The organism is Allobosea sp. OK403, assembly GCF_900113835.1.
Lineage (GTDB): Bacteria > Pseudomonadota > Alphaproteobacteria > Rhizobiales > Beijerinckiaceae > Allobosea.
On the sequence record NZ_FOQV01000011.1, the window covers coordinates 99,431 to 118,735 of the forward strand.

Here is a 19,305-nt window from a genome sequence, read left to right on the forward strand (position 1 = left end):
GCATTGCCCATGCGAAAGACCGCTACCCACCTTTTCGCATCCAGCTCTCCCGGGCTCGGCCGCGACATCGTCGCCGGGCTGACGCTGGCGGCGATCACCATTCCCGAGCAGATGGCGACCGCTCGGCTCGGTGGCTTCGAGCCGCAGATCGGCTTCTTCGCTTTCGTCGCGGCGACGCTGGGCTTCGCCGTCTTCGGCGCCAGCCGCCTCCTCACCGTCGGCGCGGATTCGACGATCACGCCGATCTTCGCCGGGGGGCTCGCCATACTCGCCGCCAGCGGCGGCAATCTGAGCCAGACCGCGCCGACGCTGGCGCTCCTGGTCGGCGTGCTGCTGCTGCTCAGCGGCGTGTTCAGGCTCGGCTGGGTCGCGGCTTTGCTGTCGACGCCCGTCATCACCGGCTTCCTGGCCGGCGTGTCGATCCATATCCTGGTGTCGCAATTGCCTGGTCTGTTCGGCCTTCCCGGCGGCAGCCACAAGCTCGTCTCGCAGGTTCAGGAGATCTATGCGCAACGCGGCGCGATCAACCCTGTGTCGACGGCGATCGGCCTTTCCGTGCTGGCGATCATGCTGGTCTGCGAGCGCATCGCGGCGCGCTTGCCGGGCGCGCTGATCGCGCTCGGGCTGGCGACGATGGCGGTGATTCTGTTCGGGCTCGAGGCGCGTGGAGTCGCGGTCCTCGGCGTCCTGCCCGAGGGCTTGCCGCCGCGCTTCAGCCCGGATCTGGGCTGGGAGGATTTCCGCCAGCTCCTGCCGCTGGCGTTGATCATCAGCCTGGTCGTCATGATGCAGACGGCAACCGTCAGCCGCTCCTTCCGCGATCCCGACGGGCGGGAGGCCAATGTCGATCGCGACTTCCTCGGCCTGGGAGCCGCCAATCTGCTCGCCGGGCTGGCGGGCGCCTTTCCCGTCAATGCGAGCCCGCCGCGCACCGCGGTCGTGGTCGAAAGCGGCGGTGGCAGCCAGCTCGGCGCGCTGACGGCGGCAGCCCTGGTGCTCGCCTTGGCGCTGGCGGGAGGCAGGCTGCTCGCCCATGTGCCCGAGGCGGCGCTGGCGGGCGTCCTGCTCTTCGTCGCCCAGCGGATCTTCCGGCTGGGCACAATCCTGACCATAGCGCGGCAGGCGCCGGGCGAATTCGCCCTGATCGCGTTCACCGCGCTCGCGATCATTCTTTTGCCGATCGAGACCGGCGTTGCCATCGGCGTCGGCCTGTCATTGATCCACGGTGTCTGGATGACGACGCGCAGCCAGCCGATCGAATTCAACAAGATCGCGGGGACGACGATCTGGTGGCCGCCCGGCGAGGGTGGCGAGACCGAGCTGGTTCCCGATGTCCTCGTCGTCGCCTTCCAGGCGCCGCTGCTCTTCGCCAATGCGCAGAGCTTCCAGCGCGGCATGCTGGACCTGCTTGAGCGCCAGCGCCCGGCGCTCCTTGTCCTCGAGGCCGGCGGCATCGCAGCGATCGACTACACCGCCGCCCAGTCTCTCCTGGCCCTGGCCGGGGTCTGCCGCGATCGGGGCATCGCCTTCGCGATCGCCCGGGTCGAATCGGTGCGGGCGCGCCAGGCCCTGCAGCAATTCGGCGTCGTCGCCGCGATCGGCCAGGACCATCTCTTCCACAGCGTCGACGAGGCCGTCGGGGCGCTGCGACCCGGCGCTCGAGGGGACGCGGCTCGCGCCTGATGATTGCGGCAGGAACCGCGGCGCCATTCCGGAGCAGGCCTGAGCCCGAAGCCTCTCCGTCATGGTCGGGCCTGCGACACGACTATCCGGTTCGCCGCGAGCGCCCGATCGAAAAGCTCCGTTCATCGCAGGCTTTCCAGCGGGCGGGGACGGATCGGGCAAGCGCGGGGAACCCCTCTCCCGGATGGGAGAGGGGCAGGGGTGAGGGTGTGCCCTTGCAGTAGAAGGCGCTGCGGCGCGGTCGCGCCTCAATAATCAGCGGCGGGCCCTCATCCCTGCCCTTCTCCCACACGGGAGAAGGGTTCCCCGCGCCCTTCATCCGGCACTTCGCGTCATCTCGCGCGAGGGGAGAGCTGTGCATGATCCACTCAGGGGACAAAACCCCAACCGGACAGCCGCGCCACAAGGGCGAGCATGACGAACTGGAACGGCGCCGTGCCGATGGCCGCCGCCTCGCCTCAGCCGACCGCGTTGTTCTCCACCTTGACGCCGGCGGCTCTGGCATCGGCCGTCTTCGTCAGATCGCCCGTCACGGCCCGGCCGTATTCGGTTCCCACCACCGCGCCGTTCCTCGCCTCGGTGATGGTGTTGTTGGCGATCAGCGCGTTGCGCTCCTTCGGCACCAGCGAGACCGAGATGCCGATGCCGGTCTTGCGCACCATGTTGCCGGTCGCAACGAGGTTGCGCATGCCCCAGGACCAGCCGAGCGAGATGCCGATATCGCTGGCGTCCTCGATGACGTTGCCGGTCACCGCCGTTTCCGCCTCGACATGAATGCCGGCGCCGCCGATGAGCTCCTTGCCCTTCGGCGCAAAACCCTTCCGGGCGTTGCGGATGATGTTGCTGGCGACGACGCTGAGCCTGCCGCCATGGTCGAGATTGGTGACGCTGATCCCTTGCGCGCAATCCTCGACGAGGTTGCCGGTGATGAGCGCGCCCTCGAAGGCGAATTCGGCATAGAGCCCGGTCTCGCCGCAGCGGCGGCCCTGATTGCCGATGATCTGCACGCCCGAGCCGGAATTGTTGCGGATGAAGGTCAGCGCGCAATCGCGCAGGCTGTTGCCCTCGATGATGACGCCGCCGGCCTTGAACAGGCTGATGCCGTTGCCGTTGGGGCCGTCGCCGCCGGCATCCGAGCGGATGCGGTTGAGGCGGTTGCCGCGAATGATCGACTGGTCGTCGCTGGGCTGGCTGCGCCAGAGCTGGATGCCGTTATTGCCGCAATCCTCGATTTGGTTCTGCTCGATCGAGAGCCCGCGCGAATCCAGCGAGAACAGCGCGGCATCGCGCATGTTGCGGAAGCGGTTTCCCAGGATGCGGCCACCCGTGCGGTTCAGGCTCAGGCCGATCGAGCCGGCATTGCTGAATTCGCAATCCTGCAGGCTGAAATCCAGCACCTCGTCGGCACTCAGCAGGCCGCCTCGCTGGGCGGTGCGGATATCCAGCCCGTCGAGCCCGATGCCGATAAGCGTGGCGCGCTTGATCCCGCGCGCCAGCAGGATGGGGCCGGTCTGCGCGGCCATGAACTGCGTCGCTCCAGTGACGCCCATGAGCCGGGCGCCCTCGGGCAGGGTCACATTGGCGATGCGGTATCGGCCCGGCGCGACGATCAGGGGCGCATCGCGCTTGGCCGCCTCGATCAGGGCGTTCTGCAGCGCGCGCGACTGGTCGTCCGGCGAACCCGCGCGCAGGCCGAGCTGCGCCGCCTCCAGGCCGAACTGTCCGAGCGCGGCGGGGCCCGCCGCACGCTTGGGCGCTTGCGCCGATACGCCGGGCGCATGGGCCATGCCTGTGCCAAAAAGCGCCGCAGCCAGCAGGGAACGCCGGGATAGAGCCATCGAAGCCTCCGTGAGCGCCGGCTGCTTCAAGCGGCGTGCCGCGACCTTTGTGCCGCTTTGAGATGGTGGCCGGGCTTGAGAGCACGCTGGAACCACCACCGTCATTCCGGGGCAGGCCGCAGGCCTGAGCCTGGAACCCAGAACCGCAGGTGGAAAAGAAAGCGCACGCGACCGGGCAGCTTCGTTCGGCAGCGGCAATGGTTCTGGGTTCCGGGCTCTTCGCGGAGTTTATCCTTGGGCCGACCAAAGGTCGGACCCGAGGGCGAAGCCCCGGAATGACGCGTGTTTCCGATGAAAATCATCAAGCTCCAGGCACGCTCTCACAGCCCGAGCGCCCGCGCGATCTCTTCGGCTGCGAGCGTCGGCGCGAGCCTGCCCCCTGCCACCGCCGCCTCCAGCTCCGGCGTGCGCGCCTTCAGGGCTGGGTCGTGGCGCAGTTTTGCCTGCAACCGGTCCTGCACCATAGCCCACATCCACTTCACATCCTGGCGGCGGCGCTTCTCGGCGATCAGCCCATTCGCCTCGTGCCGGGCGCGATGCGCCTCGACCTTGCTCCAGAGCGCTTCGAGCCCGTCGCCGGTCAGGCCGGAGATGGTGATGACGGGGGGCGACCAGAGCGGCGAGGCGGGGGCGAGGATATGCAGTGCCGCCTGGTATTGCGCGGCCGCCGTCCGCGCTGCGGTGGAGCCCGCGCCATCGGCCTTGTTGACCGCGATCATGTCGGCGAGCTCGATGATGCCCTTCTTGATGCCTTGCAATTCGTCGCCGGCATTGGGCAGCATCAGCACCAGGAAGAAATCGGTGAGATCGGCGACCGCCGTCTCCGACTGCCCGACGCCGACGGTCTCGACCAGGATGACGTCGAAGCCGGCCGCCTCGCAGAGCAGCATGGTCTCGCGCGTCTTGGCCGCGACGCCCCCGAGCGTGCCCGAGGAGGGGGAGGGGCGGATATAGGCGCGCGGGTCGACCGCGAGCCGCGCCATCCGGGTCTTGTCGCCGAGGATCGAGCCGCCGGTGCGGGTCGAGGATGGATCGACCGCCAGCACCGCGACCTTGTGGCCTTTGGCGGTGAGATAACTGCCGAGTGCGTCGATCGTGGTCGATTTGCCGACGCCCGGCACGCCGGTGATGCCGACGCGGATCGCTTTGCCCGCCTTGGGCAGGAGCTGCTGGATCAGCGCCTGCGCCTGCTGCCGGTGATCGGCCCGGCGTGATTCCACCAAGGTGATGGCGCGCGCCAGCGCCGCCCGCTCACCGGCGAGGATCGCGTCGCCAAGCGCCGGGACGGACGCGGAGGAGACGGTGGCGGAGGAGGAAGCATCGCTCATGGCGCTGAGCTAACAAGGCTTGGGCATGGGCGACAAGGCTTGGGCATGGCAAGGTTTGCGCGACAAGGCATCGCTCCCGTCGTCACTGTGTCATGGATACCTCTTGATCATCGGCCGCTTCGGTGAGAGCACTTCGATATGGTGGATGCGGTGTTGCGGTTTCGTTGGGTTGCGCTGGTGCTGTCGGCCGCGCTGGTGCTGTCGGCCTGCGGCGGCGAGCAGCGGAGCTTGCTGCTGACGGCGTCGGAGAAGCAGGGCGATGCCGCCGGCAAGGTGCGCATCTTCGTCGCCACCACGCGCGAGGCGGCCGATCTGCCGCAATATTTCAATGGCGAGCGCAGCCCGAAGCTGGCCTTCGCCAAGCTCGACATCACCGTGCCGCGCACGCACAAGACCGGCGACCTCGAACTGCCTGATATCGGCGCCGCCGCCGACCCGGCCAAGCATTTTGCCGTCGTCGATGTCGACCGTCTCGACCTGCCGCCGATCGTCGCCGAGGTGAAGCGCGAGATCCAGCGCCGCCCGGCCTCGGAGCGCGACGTGCTGGTCTTCGTGCACGGCTACAACACCAATTTCGCCGATGCGGCCTATCGCTTCGCCCAGATCATCTATGATTCCGGCTTCAAGGGCGTGCCGGTGCTGTTCACCTGGCCCTCGCGCGGGCAGTTGCTGCAATACCCCTATGATCGCGAGAGCGCCTTCTATTCGCGCGATTTCCTGGAGGCGAACCTTCACGCCATCTCACGCGATCTCGGCACCACGCGCATCGACATCCTGGCCCATTCGATGGGCACCTTCCTGACGCTGGAGGCGGTGCGGCAGGCCGCGATTCGTGGCGATGGCGGCTTCGGCGGCAAGCTGCGCGACATCATCCTCGCCGCGCCCGATGTCGATCTCGACGTGTTCAAGACGCAGATGCGCCAGATCAAGCGGCCGGTGACGGTCTTCGTCTCGGCCGACGACCGGGCGCTCGCCTTCTCCAGGCGCTTCGCCGGCGACAAGACGCGGCTGGGAGCGATCTCGGCCAAGGATACCGAAATCGTCTCCGAGCTGGAGAAGCTCGGTGCGCGCATCATCGACCTGTCGGAGATTTCGACGGATGACCGCCTGAACCACGCCAAATTCGCATCCTCGCCCAAGATCGTGCAATTGATCGGCCGCCGCCTCGAGGCCGACAAGGGCATCGCCATCGCCGGCCCACGCTTGGGCGACAAGCTCGGCGACATCGCCGGTGGGGTGGTCGGCGCGGTCGGCTCGACCGTCGAGCTGGTGGTCACCGCGCCCGGCGCCATCATCGCCCGCTGAGCGAGCGTTCGATAATCCTGTCCTCATCCTGAGGAGCCTGGCTTGGCATGAGGCAAGCGTTATCAACGGTTTCCCTTCGCTAGCCGTCACCCGCGCCGTCATTCCGGACAAGCCGCGTCAGCGGCGCCGATCCGGAATCCATCGGAGGCCACCGGAGCTCTACGATGGATTCCGGATCTCCGCTTCGCTGCGTCCGGAATGACGGCGTGTAGGTGGTCAAGGCAGAGCCATTGAAATCATTGGCCCCATCCGGGCTAGGCTCGCCAGGACGAGGGCTCGAAATCTCAATCAGCCTCCAACTCCTAATCGGCCTCGAAGACGCCGCAATCTGGCCGCGTTAGCGTGGCGTTAAGCCGATGCTGGCCAAGTCGGCCACCTCCGGACCCTTTGGATCGTCTTCACCCATGCCAGATTCGCGGCACGCTTCCCTTTGCCGACGCTCCCTGCTGCTGGCGCTGCTGTCCACGACCCTGGCAGCCTGCGCGCAGACCGAAGCCGCCGTCTCACCATTTTCCGAGCCGACGCGCGCGGACGCTTCGGCGCTCGGCAAGGAGCCGACGCTCCTGGTGGTGACCACGCGCAAGCCGACCGGCAGCGGCCAGCCCTTCTTCGGACCGGAGCGCGGGACCCTGACCTTCGCCGAGGCGCAGCTCTCCCCGCCCGGGCGCGGCATTGCCGGCCGGGTCTCCTCCGTCGTCAATGGCGACTGGGCCGTGCTCGGCCTCGATCGGCGGACCTCGACGGGGGCGGCCCGCAGCTTCGCCGAGGCCGTCAACGGCCGCGACGTGCTGCTTTACGTGCATGGCTACAACGAGACCTTCGAATCCGCGGCACGCAGCGCGGCGCAGCTTTCGCACGCGCTCGAATTCCAGGGCCGCACGGCCCTGTTCAGCTGGCCGTCCGGCGGCGCGCTGCTCGACTATGGCTATGATCGCGAGAGCGCGCTCTGGTCGCGTGACGGTTTCGTCCAGGCGCTGCGGGCCCTGGTCAACAACCCGACCGTCGGGCGCATCCATATCGTCGCGCATTCGATGGGCACCTTCCTGACGCTGGAGGCGCTGCGCGAATTGCGCACCGAGACCGACGTCTCCTCGCGCATCGGCGCCGTCATCTTCGCCTCGCCCGATATCGATATCGACGCTTTCGAGCAGACGGTCTCGAAGCTCGGCCCGCTGGCGCAGCGGATGACATTGATCATCGACCCGGGCGACCGGGCGCTCGCCGTCTCCGCCCGCATCGCCGGCGGCGTCGCCCGCGCCGGCGCGGCCGAGCGCGCGCGGCTTGAGGCGCTGGGCGTGCGCGTCGCCGATACCTCGGGGCGCGGCTGGAGCATGCTGCGCCACGACCTCTTCCTCTCCGACAATGAGGTCACGCTGGTGGTGCGCCGGGCGATGGAGCGCGTGGGCGCCTGAGGGTTTTGAGACCGGCTTATGGCGGAGCCTCCCCCGTCATTCCGGGGCGATCCGAAGGATCGAGCCCGGAACCCAGAACCGATGCCGCTGCTTGGGAAGGTGCGGGTCGCCGGCTCGCTTCATGACCACACGCATCGGTTCTGGGTTCCGGGTTCAGGCCTGCGGCCTGCCCCGGAATGACGGGCGAGAATAACGCCATCGCTCAGTGCTGAAGGCCGTCAAGATGAGTCATCGCACTTGCCCGTTATCGCCTCCCAGCGCAGGATCGTGTCGGGCGATGCTTCAAGGCACTGACGATGATCAAGCTCTCGACGATGGCGGCGATGCTGGCCGCCTGTCTTTCTACGCCTCTTGCCGCATCCTTTGCCACGCCCGTGGCGGCGCATGACCTGACGCCGTTCCAGGAGGTCGGCAGCGGCCATGTGCTTTACGAAGACGTTTCGCCCGCGGGCAGCGAAACGATTAATATCGAGACCTATGTTCCGCAGGCCTGCGCCAGCAAGCCATGTCCCCTCGTCATCGCGGTGCACGGCCTCGGGCGTAACGCCGCCAATACGCGCGACTACTGGATCGAGGCGGCCGACCGCCATGGCCTGCTGATTGCGGCGCCGCATTTCGACAAGGACCGCTTCCCGACCCGGCTGTTCCAGCAAGGCGGCGTCCGCAATGAGCCCGACCGCTCGAAATGGCTCTATGCGGTGATCGAGCGCTTCTTCGACGCAGGCCTGAAGAGCGGCCGCGTTTCGGGCTCGACCTATGTGCTCTTCGGCCATTCAGCCGGGGCGCAGTTCGTCCACCGCATGGTGATGCTGATGCCCGATGCGCGCTTCTCGACCGCGATCTCGGCCAATGCCGGCTATTATACCTTGCCTGTCGGCAAGGATGCGGCGGGCGGGTTCAGCTTTCCCTATTCGCTCGACGGCACGCCGGCGACGGACGCCAATCTCAAGGCCGCCTTCGCCAAGCCGCTGCTGATCATGCTGGGAGACAAGGATATCGACCCCAACCATCCCCAGTTGAACACGAGCAAGGGCGCGGAGGCGCAGGGCCCCAACCGCTTCACGCGCGGCCAGAACTTCGTCGCGGTCGCCGCAGCCGAGGCGAAACGGCTTGGCGTCGCGAGCCGCTGGCGCGAGATCACCGTGCCCGGTGTCGCCCATGAACAGAAGAAGATGGCGAGCGCCGCGGCGGCGGCGCTCTTCGGAGGGAACTAGGGGGCAAGACCGTCCGCGCCGTCATTGCGAGCGCAGCGAAGCAATCCAGGGGACGTCGAGCTCTGCCGCTCTGGATTGCTTCGTCGCTTCGCTCCTCGCAATGACGGCGTGGTTTGCTGTGGCCCCTAAAGCGGCGGCAGGCCGTTGCGCTTCTTGATCACGGCCAGCGCGAAATTGGATTCGACCGACTGGATGCATTTCAGGCGCGTAACCTTCTGCTTCAGGAAGCGCTCATAGCCCTCGATGCCATCGGTCAGGACGCGCAGGTGGTAGTCCTGGCTGCCGGTCATCAGATAGCATTCGGTGACCTCGCTCCAGCTTTCGACCGCCTTCTCGAACTCGGAGATGTTCTCCTGCGTCTGCTGCGACAGGCGCACCGAGACGAAGACGCTGAAGGGCAGGCCATAGGCTTTTGCATCGACGATCGCGGCATAGCCCTTGACGACGCCGGTCTCCTCCAGCCGCTTCAACCGGCGTAGGCAGGGCGTCGGCGAAAGCCCGACCTTCTCCGACAGCTCCTGATTGGTGATGCGGCCATCCTCCTGCAGCACGGCGAGGATACGGCGATCGATGGAATCGAGCATGGTCTGCTCCTGTTCGGCTCATCATTGGCAGAAAGCTGCACTAAGGGCCTTTACGGCAATGATGATCGGTCATGCAATGCCGTGGCGAAAGGCGTAACCTGACGCTCACGAGCCATGGGCGAACCGTGCCGCCGCGGAGGACATTATCGATGAGCGAAGACAGCTATCACAAGGACCGGATCGCCAACCGCAAGCTCCATCCGGAGACGCTGATGATGGGCTTCGGCTATTCGCCGGCGATGTCGGAAGGCTCGCTCAAGCCGCCGATCTTCCTGACCTCGACCTTCGTTTTCGAGAACGCCCAGCAGGGCAAGGATTTCTTCGACTTTACCTCCGGCCGGCGCCGGCCCAAGCCCGGCGAAAAGCCCGGCCTGGTCTATTCGCGCTTCAACCACCCCAATATGGAGATCCTCGAGGATCGCCTGGCGATCTGGGACGAGGCGGAGAAATGCGCCGTCTTCGCCAGCGGCATGGCCGCGATCGCCACGACCTGCTTCGCCTTCCTGCGCCCCGGCGACACCGTCATCCACTCGCGCCCGCTCTATGGCGGCACCGAGACGCTGCTGAAGAACCAGATGGGCGCCTTCGGCGTCACGCCCTTCGGCTTCACCGATGGTCTCGACATCGCGCAGATGCGCGAAACCGCCAAGGCCGCGGCCGCCAAGGGCCGCGTCGGCATGATCCTGGTCGAGACGCCGGCGAACCCGACCAATGGGCTGGTCGATCTCGCCGCCTGCGCCATGATCGCCGACGAGCTGGAGAAGTCCCAGGGGCATCGCCCGCCGGTCGTGGTCGACAACACCATGCTCGGCCCGAAATACCAGAAGCCCTTGAAGCAGGGCGCCGATCTCTCGCTGCTCTCGCTGACCAAATATGTCGGCGGCCACAGCGATCTCGTCGGCGGCTCGATCAGCGGCTCGGACGCGCTGGTGCGGCAGGTCAAGAGCTGGCGCGGTTCGCTCGGCACGCAGCTCGACCCGAACTCCTGCTGGATGCTGATGCGCTCGCTGGAGACGCTCGACATCCGCATGAGCCGCGCCAATGAGAACGCCAAGCTGGTGGCGGAGTATCTCTCCAGCCACCCGAAGGTGGCCAAGGTGCACTACCTCGGCGATCTCCGGGATGGCGACCCGCGCAAGGCGGTGTTCGACCGGCAATGCACCGCCGCCGGCTCGACCTTCGCCTTCGATGTCAAGGGCGGCGAGAAAGAGGCCTTCGCGCTGCTCGACAACCTGCAGATCATGAAGCTCGCGGTCTCGCTCGGCGGCACCGAGACGCTTGTGTCGCATCCCGCCGCGATGACGCATTCGGGCGTGGCGAAGGAGTTGCGCGAGGAGATCGGTCTGACCGATGCGCTGATCCGCATCTCGGTCGGCATCGAGAACATCGAGGATTTGATCTCGGATCTGGCGCAGGCGCTGGAGGCGGTCTGAGGCGCGCCGTCATTCCGGGGCGACCCATAGGGTCGAGCCCGGAACCCAGAACCGCAGGTTGTGACGAGATAGGCGCTACCGATGACGAGGCCTGAATCCCAACTCCATCGGTTCTGGGTTCTGGGTTCTGGGTTCCGGGCTCAGGCCTGCCCCGGAATGACGGTGGAGGGTCAAGTCATTGCGTTCTAGAACCCGCTGCAGCTGGTTTCCTGAATCGCGCAGATCTGGTTGAGCCAAGCCCGGAAGTGGCCCGGCGGCAGCCCGCTCTGCGCGGCCGGCGCGATATCGAGCCGCTGCCCCAGGGCGTCGCCGGCGGGCAGGGGACCGAACTCGACCAGGGCCCATTTGCCCTGGCAGCCGATCAGCCGTCCCACCGCCCGCAAGCCGTCATTGTCGAGCGTCAGCCCGGCCTCAGTACTGAGAACGATGGCGGCCTTCTCACTTGGCAGGGCCCGGCCGGCCGGGCTTTGCGTCTTGACGGTCAGCTTCTGGCCGCTGACCCAGCCCCGCCCGCCATACATCGCCCGCCCGCGCGCGCCGGTCAGCTTCGTGTTGTCGCGGGCGTTGCGGATGCGGAACCAGCCCTTGGCGCTAGCCGTGATCTCGACCTCGACCATGACGGAGAGCCCATCGATCTCCTTGCTGAGCGTCACGGGCGGCAGCCGCCCGACGATGCCGAAGCCCGTCCCCGGCCCCGAGCGGACATTGAGGCCAGCGGGATCGGTCTCGGTGACGAAGGCGCCGATCGCACAGGCGGTTTCGCCCGGGGGAGCCTCGATCGGGCGCTCCTGGGCGCAGGCGGCCGCGACCGACCAGGCCGAGGCGATGATGGCCGCGAGCAGCATCGGAAAGCGCTTTCGGGCCGGCAGCATGGGCATGGCCTCGGCGGGCATGGCCTCAGCGCGCCGCGTTGACGAGCACGTAGAACAGCGAAGGCGGCCTTCCGACCGTCGCCAGGAACGCCTTGTAGCGGTTCGTCGGGATGGTCTGGCAGCCGGCGGACCAGGTGTCGGGCTCGAGCACGCTGTCCTTGCCGCCCTGGTGGATAAACATCGAGGTGCCGGCCTTCCTGGCGTCGATCCGGTTGGGGTCGGCCGTGGTGAAGCGCCCGTCGCCATCGGTGTCGCGCTCGACGACCTGGGTGATCCTGGTCTGGAAGGCGCGGGCGCCGACATGCCCCCCCGGTTTCTCGTAATAGTGATAGGTGCCCTCGATCAGCCGGCCGAGATCCTTGATCTTGTCGTTGTTGACGTCTTCGCCGTCGGTCTTGCTGAAATGCACGCCGCCATAGCGCCGGTCCTGCCGGTTGGAGGCGCGTTGCGAATACTGGGCGCCGGGCTCGGTGCAGATCGGGAAGAGCGTCGCCATCCCTGTCGATCCGATCCTGCGCAGGACGACGAGCCTGTCGTCATAGGAGCCCTCGCCGTGATGCGCGAGCGTGCTGCTTTCATTGCGCAGGGACAAAAGCGAGACCATGCCGCCCATGAAGTACATGCACGCCATGGGGCTGGCGAAACGCCGGAACACGGCGGCGTAGGCGTCGAATTCCTGCTTCGGCGTCTGAAAATAGAGCTTGCCGCCATCGGGCCTGCACAGCCGCACCGCCTCGATCTGCTCCCATAGCACCCGGTTGTTGGGCCTGCGCAGCGCGGCCTTGGCCGCCTTGCCCAGGCGGGTCTCAGCGGCCCGCCAGACATAGTCTTGCAGCGGCCAGGGTACGGTCTCGACCAGCGCCAGCCAGGCCTCGACATCAAGGCGCGCTTGGCTGGACAAGGCCTTGTTCAACTGCCGGCCGAAAGCCGCGAAATCGAGCGGTCTTTCCATCAGCCAGTCAGGCGGGCGATGTTCATTGACCACGGGCTGGTCCGCGACGACGGGCTGGTTCGAGACGACCGCCAGATGCGCCCGCGCATCGGCACGCGGCGTGATGATCCAGGAGGGCTGATCGCGCCCGCCGATCGTCAGATCAGGCCACGGCATGCAATCGCTCCGTCATGGCAGGCCCTTGGAGCCAGGCAGCTTCGGTTGGCAACGGGCCGGAGCTAACCATGCGTCATAGGGCTGTGCAAGCGTGTCGACAGCGGCGTGCCGAGATCATGCTGTTCATGCTCGGAAACATCGCGTCATTCCGGGGCGCCCCGTAGGGGCGAGCCCGGAACCCAGAACCGCAGGTGGTGACGACATGAGCGCTGCTGATGTCGACGCCTGATTGCCAGTTCCGTCGGTTCTGGGTTCCGGGCTCTCCGCTTCGCGTAGCCCCGGAATGACGCGGTGTTTCCGAGCATGGTCCTAGAAGCCGACTCGCCCCCAGCCCGGCAGCTTGAGGGCGGGGTGGCGCAGGTCGAGGCCGGCGACGAGGCCGAGCAGGTTGAGCTCGACGCCTTCGACCCAGCCCAGCGTCACGCCGGCGAGGCCATAAAGCGAGGCCTGCACGCCGGTGCGGCTTGGGGTGAGCCCGGCGAAGAGCCCCTCATCGCGCCAATCCTTGCCGATCGCCGTCGGCGGCAGGGCTTGCGCGAGGTCCGGCACCTCGGCCAGCACATGCTGGACGAAGCTGTTCGAGTTCGGGCCGGGCCAGGCGAGATAGCTGCCCGGCGCGGGATAGGCGTAATCGGCGACGGCGGCGCGGATGCGCGGGATCAGTGCTTGCGCCTGCTCGCCCCGGATTTCGGCGACCGGTTCGGGAGCGTTGCCGAACCAGCGGCCATCGGCCTCGCGCAGGTTGATGCGCACCGGCGTGCCCCAGCCGACGACGTCGAAGCGGGTGTAGGCGGCGGCGCCCTTCTCCTTCACCACGATCCAGGAGTGATGCGCGAAGATGCCGCGCCAGCGCCCGACACGGGCGGCGAAGACATGCACCACCGCCTCCGGCTCGCTCGCGGCAGTAGGCAGGAGCCTCGCGCTCGACCAGTCGGCCCCACGCCAGTCGCTGGCATTGGCCTGCAGAGACCACCATGCGGCATGGGTTGCCAGCGGCAGCAGGAACAGGATCGCGAAAAACGTGAGGAAGCGGCGCAGGTGATGCATGCGGCAGGATATGTGGCCGCCATGTTGCATCGCAAGGTCGCGGGCGCGACGACTGCGCGTCGTGCCGCGATCACAATGACTTGAGGCGCGCGAGCAAGCTGCTAGCTTCGCGGCGGTTGCGACAAGGGGGAGTAGGCTTTCGATGACGGCGTGTGGTTGGGCGAAGGGAGTTCTCGTGGGCGCGGCGATGGGGCTTGCGCTGCTGGCCGGGCAGGCTGCGCTGGCTCAGAACAAGGAGCTGCGGATCTATAACTGGTCCGATTATGTCGATCCCGAAGTGCTCGACGCCTTCAAGAAGGAGACCGGGATCACCGTCGTCTACGACACCTTCGACCAGATGGAGACGGTCGAGACCAAGCTGCTCGCCGGCAAGACCGGTTATGACCTGATCGTGGTCACGGCCTCTTTCCTGCCGCGCCACATCCCGCTCGGGCTCTATGCGCCGATCGACGCCAGCAAGGTTCCCAACCTCAAGAACGCCTGGCCGGAGATCCAAGGGCGGCTCGCCAAATATGATCCCGGCAACACATATGCCGTCGATTATATGTGGGGCACCACCGGCATCGGCTACAACGTCGCCAAGATCAAGGAGCGGCTCGGGCCTGACGCCGTGATCGACAGCTGGAAGATCATCTTCGAGCCCGAGCAGCTCAAGAAGCTCTCCAATTGCGGCGTGCATGTGCTGGATGCCGTCGAGGAGATGTTTCCCGCAGCCCTGCGCTATCTCGGATTGAACCCGGATTCCAAGGTCGAAGCCGACCTCAACAAGGCCGGCGAATTGCTGCGCAAGATCCGGCCGCACATCCAGAAGTTCCACTCCTCGGAATACATCAACGCCCTCGCCAACGGCGATATCTGCCTCGCCGTCGGCTATTCTGGCGACGTGCTGCAGGCCAAGAAGCGGGCCGAGGAGGCCAAGAACAAGGTCGAGATCGCCTATGCCATTCCGAAGGAGGGCGCGCTGATGTGGTTCGATTCCTTCGTCATCCCCAAGGACGCCGGCAATCCCGAGGCGGCGCTGGCCTTCATCGATTTCGTCAATCGCCCCGCCATGGCGGCGAAGAACTCCGACTTCATCCAATACGCCAATGGCAACCTCGCCTCGCAGCCTTTGCTCTCGGCCTCGGTGCGCGGCAATCCCGGCATCTATCCGTCGGAGGCCGTGATGGCACGGCTCTATACGATCACGCCCTACGACCAGAAGTCGCAAAAGCTGGTCAACCGGCTCTGGACCCGCGTCAAGACGGGCAAGTGAGCGGGGCGATGGGGCAGGGGGCGGCTCTCATGCGCAAGGCCTCGCCCGGCAGCGTGCGCCGCGCCTTCCAGCCCTGGAACGACCCGCAGGCGCGCCCGCTGGTCGAGTTCCGCAATGTCACCAAGCGCTTCGGCGCGGTGACGGCGGTCGATGGCTTGTCGCTCTCGCTCTATCCGCGCGAGTTCTTTGCCCTGCTCGGCCCCTCCGGCTGCGGCAAGACCACATTGATGCGGATGCTGGCGGGGTTCGAGCGGCCCGATTCCGGCGAGATCCTGCTCGACGGCGTCGACATCACCACTGTCCCGCCGCATCTGCGCCCGGTCAACATGATGTTCCAGTCCTATGCGCTGTTCCCGCATCTCAGCGTTGCCGAGAATATCGGCTATGGGCTGAAGCGTGAGGGCCTGGCCAAGCCCGAGATCGCCCGCCGCGTCACCGAGATGCTGGCGCTGGTGAAGCTCGAAGGGCTCGGCGCGCGCCGGCCCGACCAGCTCTCCGGCGGGCAACGCCAGCGCGTAGCCCTCGCCCGTTCGCTCGCCAAGCGGCCCAAACTCCTGCTGCTCGATGAGCCCATGGCGGCGCTCGACCGCAAACTGCGCGAGGCGACGCAGTTCGAATTGATGGATCTGCAGAGCACGCTCGGCACGGCCTTCATGGTCGTCACTCATGATCAGGACGAGGCGATGACGATGGCCGACCGCATGGCGGTGATGGACCATGGCCGTCTGGTCCAGATCGGGCCGCCGGATGTGATCTACGAGGCTCCGGTCAATCGCTACGTCGCCGAGTTCGTCGGCGACATCAATATCCTGGAGGGGCGCGTCTCAGCCGTCGAGGGCGATCTCGTCAGGGTCGAGAGCGCGGTCGCTGGCCTGCTCGAACTGGATGAGGATGCGCCCCGCTTTGCGCCGGGCGAGGCGCTGCTCGTCGGCTTGCGGCCGGAGAAGATCGCGCTCAGCCATGACGAACCGGCGCAGGGCCTCAACAAGGTCAGGGGCGAGATCTGGGACATCGGCTATCTCGGCGACGTCACCATGATCCAGGTCATGGTCGGCGGCGAAGGCGGCACGCTGTTGAAGGTCGCGCTGGCCAACCGCACAAGGCGGATCGAGCGGCCCTTCGCCTGGGACGATGCGGTCTGGCTGTCCTGGGACGTCGAAGCCGGGCTGGCGCTGGCGCAATGAGCATTTCTATGCGTTTTTCGACGCGCAACTTTACCGGCAAGCGCGCGGGGAACCCCTCTCCTGTAAGGAGAGGGGCAGGGGTGAGGTGTCGGCCCCTAGACCGGTGGCGTGACGGTCTTGCCGTCATTGCGAGCTCCGCGAAGCAATCCAGGGGACGTAGAGCGAGACCTTTTGGATTGCTTCGCTGCGCTCGCAATGACGATGGAGCGGCGGTTGGGACACAGCCAAAGCGTCCAACGGCCGACCCCTCACCCTGCCCTCTCCCTACGGGAGAGGGTTCCCCGCGCGTTCCGCGGCAAGCAGCGCATGGGGGCTGTAGAGAGGGGCTGGTGTCATGAGCGCCGTCTCCCGCCCGCTGCGCGCCCGCCTTGTCGTCGCGGTGCCCTATCTCTGGCTGCTCGCCTTTTTCCTTGTGCCCTTCGCCATCGTGCTGCGCATGGCGTTCTCGCATGCCGATACGGCGCTGCCGCCTTATGCACCGCATTTCGCAAGCCTTGATGTCGCAAATTTTGCCGCGATCGGAGAGTTTCTGGCGGCGCTCGATCTCGACAATTTCCGCCTGCTCGCCGATGACGCGCTCTACTGGCAGAGCTATCTCTATTCCTTGCGCATCGCCGGCCTGACGACCTTACTTGCGCTCGCCATCGGCTATCCGCTTGCCTATGCGATGGCGTCCGCTCCCAAAAGCTGGCGAGGCGCCTTGCTCGTTCTCGTCATCCTGCCGTTCTGGACCTCCTTCCTGATCCGCGTCTACGCCTGGATCGGCATCCTGCGGCCCGATGGCTTGCTGGATGCGGCGTTGATCGGCCTTGGCCTCACGCAGGAGCCGCTCAGGCTCCTGAACACCGAGGCCGCCGTGCTGATCGGCATGGTCTATTCCTATCTGCCCTTCATGGTGCTGCCGCTGTTTGCCGCGCTTGAAAAGCTCGATCGCTCCCTGCTCGAGGCCGCCGCCGATCTCGGCGCCAGGCCGTGGATGGCCTTCCTGACCGTGACCTTGCCGCTCTCCATCCCCGGCGTGCTCGCCGGCTGCGCGCTCGTCTTCATTCCGGCGGTCGGCGAATTCGTCATTCCCGATCTGCTGGGCGGGCCCGACACCATCATGATCGGCAAGGCTTTGTGGACGGAGTTCTTCTCCAACCGCGACTGGCCGCTTGCCTCGGCGGTGGCGGTCGTGCTCCTCGTCCTGCTGGTCCTGCCGCTGGCGCTGCTCCAGCGCGCGCGCCTGGCGCGGGAAGGGGCGGCATGAAACGGCTCGGGCCCGGCCTCATCCTGGCGCTCGTCGTCGGTTTCGCCTTCCTCTATCTGCCGATCCTGGCGCTCATCGCCTATTCCTTCAATGCCTCGCGTCTCGTCACCGTCTGGGGCGGGTTCTCGACGCATTGGTATGGCGCGCTCATGCATAATCAGCCGCTGCTCGACGCCGCCTGGCTGAGCCTGCGACTGGCCTGCGTCTCGGCGACGCTGGCCACAGTGCTGGGCACGCTTGCGGCGCTGGCGCTGGCGCGCCATGGCCGGTTCAGCGGCCGGACCCTGTTCTCCGGCATGGTGCTGGCGCCGCTGGTCATGCCGGAGGTCATCACCGGGCTGTCCCTGCTCCTGCTCTTCGTCGCGGCCGATGTCGAGCGCGGCTTCTGGACCGTGACGATCGCCCACGCGACCTTCAGCCTCGGCTTCGCCTGCATCGTCATCCAGGCGCGGCTCGTCGGTTTCGATCGCTCGCTCGAGGAGGCGGCGCAGGATCTGGGCGCGACGCCGCTGATAACCTTCTGGACCGTGACCTTGCCCTTGATCTGGCCGGCGGTCGCGGCGGCCTGGATGCTCGCCTTCACGCTTTCGCTCGACGACCTCGTGATCGCGAGCTTCACCACCGGGCCGGGCGCGACGACCCTGCCGATGCGGCTTTATTCGGCGGTGCGGCTCGGCGTTTCCCCCGAGATCAACGCCGCCTGCACCTTGATGATTGGCGCGGTCGCCATTGCCGTGGTCGCAGCCTCGCTCCTGCTGAAGCGCGAGCGGATGGCCGGGGGGTAGGGCGTTTCCCACGCGACTTGAAACGTCATTGCGAGGAGCAAAGCGACGAAGCAATCCAGAAGGGCTTGCTCCACGCCTCCCTGGATTGCTTCGCTGCGCTCGCAATGACGGGTCAGCGTGAATGGAAAGAACTCCAGATTGCCAACGCGGATAAATAGCAGGTGAATGGCGGCCTCAAGTCCCGTTCAGCCCTGACATGCGACTGTCCGTGTCAGGCGAGGGAGTGTCCTTCGCCGTCAGACAGGACAGGGACCATGTTCCGTACATTCGCCGGCCTCTCCACCCTCGCCATTGGCGCTGCGGCGCTGGCTGTTGCGAGCTTCGCGCCGATCACATCCGCGAGCGCCTTCGATGGTCGCTATGAGCGCGGCTACGAACGTGCGGAGTATGGTTGGCGCCCGGCGCCGCCCGTCGTTTACGGCTTTTGGGGCCGGCGCCATTGGCGCCATCAATATGAAGGTCAAGGCTTCCGCGCACCGCCGCCGCCCTATGGTTACGGCTGGCGCTGACGCAAGGCATCAGGCGGCAGGCGCGCTTGCGCCTGCCGCTTGGCATGGTTGCGGCATGTTTCGCCAAATGGAACAAAAGAGCTGAGCGGGAGGTTTCTATGATGGAAACGAGGACCACGATCATGATCCGCAAGACCCTCATCGCAGCCGCGACGACGCTGGTTCTCGGCGTAGGCTTCGTCGGCCTGGGCGGCGTGGCTGCGCCGAGTTCGGCTCAGGCTCAGTGGCGCGACTATGATCGCCCCTATTACGGCCAGCGCCGTCATTATCGCGAACGCGCCTATCGCCCGCAGCGGCCAGCCTATGGGCGAGGTTACAACGTGCCTGCCGGTCCCAACGGGCTCGGCCGCGCCGGGGTTCTGCCGAACGGGCGTAGCTTCTACACGCCGCCGGGCGGCCAATTGCCGGGCGGGCAGACTTACGAGACCTCTCCCAGGGGGCAGGGAACGGACGGGCATAACTGACCGCTCGCCCGACTTCGCGACCGATGTCCAGCCGC

At 66.6% G+C, this 19,305-nt stretch carries 17 protein-coding genes; 11 read left to right on the forward strand and 6 right to left on the reverse strand.

Annotated features, from left to right (window positions below; genetic code table 11):
- Nucleotides 1–9: 9 nt before the first annotated feature.
- On the forward strand, nt 10–1,683 hold the full coding sequence (locus tag BMZ97_RS25785) for a SulP family inorganic anion transporter (protein ID WP_092176662.1): 1,674 nt from the start codon (nt 10–12) through the stop codon (nt 1,681–1,683).
- A 458-nt stretch (nt 1,684–2,141) separates the two neighbouring features.
- On the opposite strand, the gene BMZ97_RS25790 is transcribed toward BMZ97_RS25785, so the two are convergent.
- Together BMZ97_RS25790 and meaB are read right to left on the reverse strand one after the other, a co-directional pair.
- Entirely contained in the window at nt 2,142–3,521 is a 1,380-nt protein-coding gene (locus tag BMZ97_RS25790) for a TIGR03808 family TAT-translocated repetitive protein (RefSeq protein WP_175525743.1), read from the reverse strand.
- Between the two features lie 320 nt (nt 3,522–3,841).
- Entirely contained in the window at nt 3,842–4,849 is a 1,008-nt protein-coding gene (gene meaB, locus BMZ97_RS25795) for a methylmalonyl Co-A mutase-associated GTPase MeaB (RefSeq protein ID WP_092176667.1), read from the reverse strand.
- 153 nt (nt 4,850–5,002) lie between these two features.
- Between meaB and BMZ97_RS25800 the strand changes: the two genes are divergently transcribed.
- From BMZ97_RS25800 to BMZ97_RS25810, 3 genes are all read left to right on the forward strand, one after another.
- Entirely contained in the window at nt 5,003–6,154 is a 1,152-nt protein-coding gene (locus BMZ97_RS25800; RefSeq protein ID WP_175525744.1) for an alpha/beta hydrolase, read from the forward strand.
- A 404-nt stretch (nt 6,155–6,558) separates the two neighbouring features.
- A complete protein-coding gene (locus BMZ97_RS25805; RefSeq protein ID WP_092176673.1) occupies nt 6,559–7,566 on the forward strand; it encodes an alpha/beta hydrolase in 1,008 nt (335 codons plus the stop codon).
- A gap of 296 nt (nt 7,567–7,862) precedes the next feature.
- On the forward strand, nt 7,863–8,780 hold the full coding sequence (locus tag BMZ97_RS25810; protein ID WP_092176675.1) for an alpha/beta hydrolase family protein: 918 nt from the start codon (nt 7,863–7,865) through the stop codon (nt 8,778–8,780).
- A 125-nt stretch (nt 8,781–8,905) separates the two neighbouring features.
- Here BMZ97_RS25810 and BMZ97_RS25815 read toward each other — a convergent pair whose 3' ends face one another.
- On the reverse strand, nt 8,906–9,364 hold the full coding sequence (locus BMZ97_RS25815; protein WP_092176678.1) for an Lrp/AsnC family transcriptional regulator: 459 nt from the start codon (nt 9,362–9,364) through the stop codon (nt 8,906–8,908).
- Nucleotides 9,365–9,513: 149 nt separating this feature from the next.
- On the opposite strand from BMZ97_RS25815, the gene BMZ97_RS25820 reads away from it, so the two are divergent.
- Complete coding sequence (locus BMZ97_RS25820; RefSeq protein WP_092176680.1) at nt 9,514–10,797, forward strand: cystathionine gamma-synthase family protein; 1,284 nt, start codon at nt 9,514–9,516, stop codon at nt 10,795–10,797.
- Nucleotides 10,798–10,982: 185 nt separating this feature from the next.
- Here BMZ97_RS25820 and BMZ97_RS25825 read toward each other — a convergent pair whose 3' ends face one another.
- From BMZ97_RS25825 to BMZ97_RS25835, 3 genes are all read right to left on the reverse strand, one after another.
- Nucleotides 10,983–11,669 carry an SH3 domain-containing protein gene (locus tag BMZ97_RS25825; protein ID WP_139221336.1) on the reverse strand — a complete coding sequence of 229 codons (687 nt, stop codon included), beginning with the start codon at nt 11,667–11,669 and terminating at the stop codon, nt 10,983–10,985.
- A gap of 25 nt (nt 11,670–11,694) precedes the next feature.
- Nucleotides 11,695–12,777 (reverse strand): hypothetical protein, encoded by a 1,083-nt coding sequence (locus BMZ97_RS25830; protein ID WP_092176685.1) that lies wholly within the window; start codon nt 12,775–12,777, stop codon nt 11,695–11,697.
- A gap of 309 nt (nt 12,778–13,086) precedes the next feature.
- The gene (locus BMZ97_RS25835; RefSeq protein ID WP_092176688.1) at nt 13,087–13,824 is read right to left on the reverse strand and encodes a DUF3750 domain-containing protein; all 738 of its coding nucleotides are present in this window, start codon (nt 13,822–13,824) and stop codon (nt 13,087–13,089) included.
- Nucleotides 13,825–14,011: 187 nt separating this feature from the next.
- Here BMZ97_RS25835 and BMZ97_RS25840 point away from each other — a divergent pair, with 187 nt between their 5' ends.
- The 6 genes from BMZ97_RS25840 (at nt 14,012) to BMZ97_RS25865 (ending at nt 19,270) form a co-directional block, all read left to right on the forward strand.
- A complete protein-coding gene (locus BMZ97_RS25840) occupies nt 14,012–15,079 on the forward strand; it encodes a polyamine ABC transporter substrate-binding protein (protein ID WP_244546599.1) in 1,068 nt (355 codons plus the stop codon).
- A gap of 29 nt (nt 15,080–15,108) precedes the next feature.
- The gene (locus tag BMZ97_RS25845; RefSeq protein ID WP_092176846.1) at nt 15,109–16,263 is read left to right on the forward strand and encodes an ABC transporter ATP-binding protein; all 1,155 of its coding nucleotides are present in this window, start codon (nt 15,109–15,111) and stop codon (nt 16,261–16,263) included.
- Nucleotides 16,264–16,597: 334 nt separating this feature from the next.
- Nucleotides 16,598–17,512: an ABC transporter permease gene (locus BMZ97_RS25850; protein WP_092176693.1), complete on the forward strand. Its 915-nt coding sequence runs from the start codon at nt 16,598–16,600 to the stop codon at nt 17,510–17,512.
- Nucleotides 17,509–18,297 carry an ABC transporter permease gene (locus BMZ97_RS25855; protein WP_092176695.1) on the forward strand — a complete coding sequence of 263 codons (789 nt, stop codon included), beginning with the start codon at nt 17,509–17,511 and terminating at the stop codon, nt 18,295–18,297. The genes BMZ97_RS25850 and BMZ97_RS25855 overlap by 4 nt, the downstream gene beginning before the upstream one ends.
- 254 nt (nt 18,298–18,551) lie before the next feature.
- Nucleotides 18,552–18,806, forward strand: coding sequence for a hypothetical protein (locus BMZ97_RS25860; protein WP_092176698.1), 255 nt, complete (start codon nt 18,552–18,554; stop codon nt 18,804–18,806).
- Between the two features lie 101 nt (nt 18,807–18,907).
- Nucleotides 18,908–19,270 (forward strand): hypothetical protein, encoded by a 363-nt coding sequence (locus BMZ97_RS25865; protein ID WP_139221337.1) that lies wholly within the window; start codon nt 18,908–18,910, stop codon nt 19,268–19,270.
- Nucleotides 19,271–19,305 lie beyond the last annotated feature (35 nt).

Excerpts from the sequence above, each read along its gene's own strand:
- BMZ97_RS25785 (WP_092176662.1), top strand. The coding sequence starts at position 10 with ATGCGAAAGACCGCTACCCACCTTTTCGCATCCAGCTCTCCCGGGCTC.
- BMZ97_RS25790 (WP_175525743.1), bottom strand. The coding sequence starts at position 3,521 with ATGGCTCTATCCCGGCGTTCCCTGCTGGCTGCGGCGCTTTTTGGCACA.
- meaB (WP_092176667.1), bottom strand. The coding sequence starts at position 4,849 with ATGAGCGATGCTTCCTCCTCCGCCACCGTCTCCTCCGCGTCCGTCCCG.
- BMZ97_RS25805 (WP_092176673.1), top strand. The coding sequence starts at position 6,559 with ATGCCAGATTCGCGGCACGCTTCCCTTTGCCGACGCTCCCTGCTGCTG.
- BMZ97_RS25810 (WP_092176675.1), top strand. The coding sequence starts at position 7,863 with ATGATCAAGCTCTCGACGATGGCGGCGATGCTGGCCGCCTGTCTTTCT.
- BMZ97_RS25815 (WP_092176678.1), bottom strand. The coding sequence starts at position 9,364 with ATGCTCGATTCCATCGATCGCCGTATCCTCGCCGTGCTGCAGGAGGAT.
- BMZ97_RS25820 (WP_092176680.1), top strand. The coding sequence starts at position 9,514 with ATGAGCGAAGACAGCTATCACAAGGACCGGATCGCCAACCGCAAGCTC.
- BMZ97_RS25825 (WP_139221336.1), bottom strand. The coding sequence starts at position 11,669 with ATGCTGCCGGCCCGAAAGCGCTTTCCGATGCTGCTCGCGGCCATCATC.
- BMZ97_RS25830 (WP_092176685.1), bottom strand. The coding sequence starts at position 12,777 with ATGCCGTGGCCTGATCTGACGATCGGCGGGCGCGATCAGCCCTCCTGG.
- BMZ97_RS25835 (WP_092176688.1), bottom strand. The coding sequence starts at position 13,824 with ATGCATCACCTGCGCCGCTTCCTCACGTTTTTCGCGATCCTGTTCCTG.
- BMZ97_RS25840 (WP_244546599.1), top strand. The coding sequence starts at position 14,012 with ATGGGGCTTGCGCTGCTGGCCGGGCAGGCTGCGCTGGCTCAGAACAAG.
- BMZ97_RS25845 (WP_092176846.1), top strand. The coding sequence starts at position 15,109 with ATGCGCAAGGCCTCGCCCGGCAGCGTGCGCCGCGCCTTCCAGCCCTGG.
- BMZ97_RS25850 (WP_092176693.1), top strand. The coding sequence starts at position 16,598 with ATGAGCGCCGTCTCCCGCCCGCTGCGCGCCCGCCTTGTCGTCGCGGTG.
- BMZ97_RS25855 (WP_092176695.1), top strand. The coding sequence starts at position 17,509 with ATGAAACGGCTCGGGCCCGGCCTCATCCTGGCGCTCGTCGTCGGTTTC.
- BMZ97_RS25860 (WP_092176698.1), top strand. The coding sequence starts at position 18,552 with ATGTTCCGTACATTCGCCGGCCTCTCCACCCTCGCCATTGGCGCTGCG.
- BMZ97_RS25865 (WP_139221337.1), top strand. The coding sequence starts at position 18,908 with ATGGAAACGAGGACCACGATCATGATCCGCAAGACCCTCATCGCAGCC.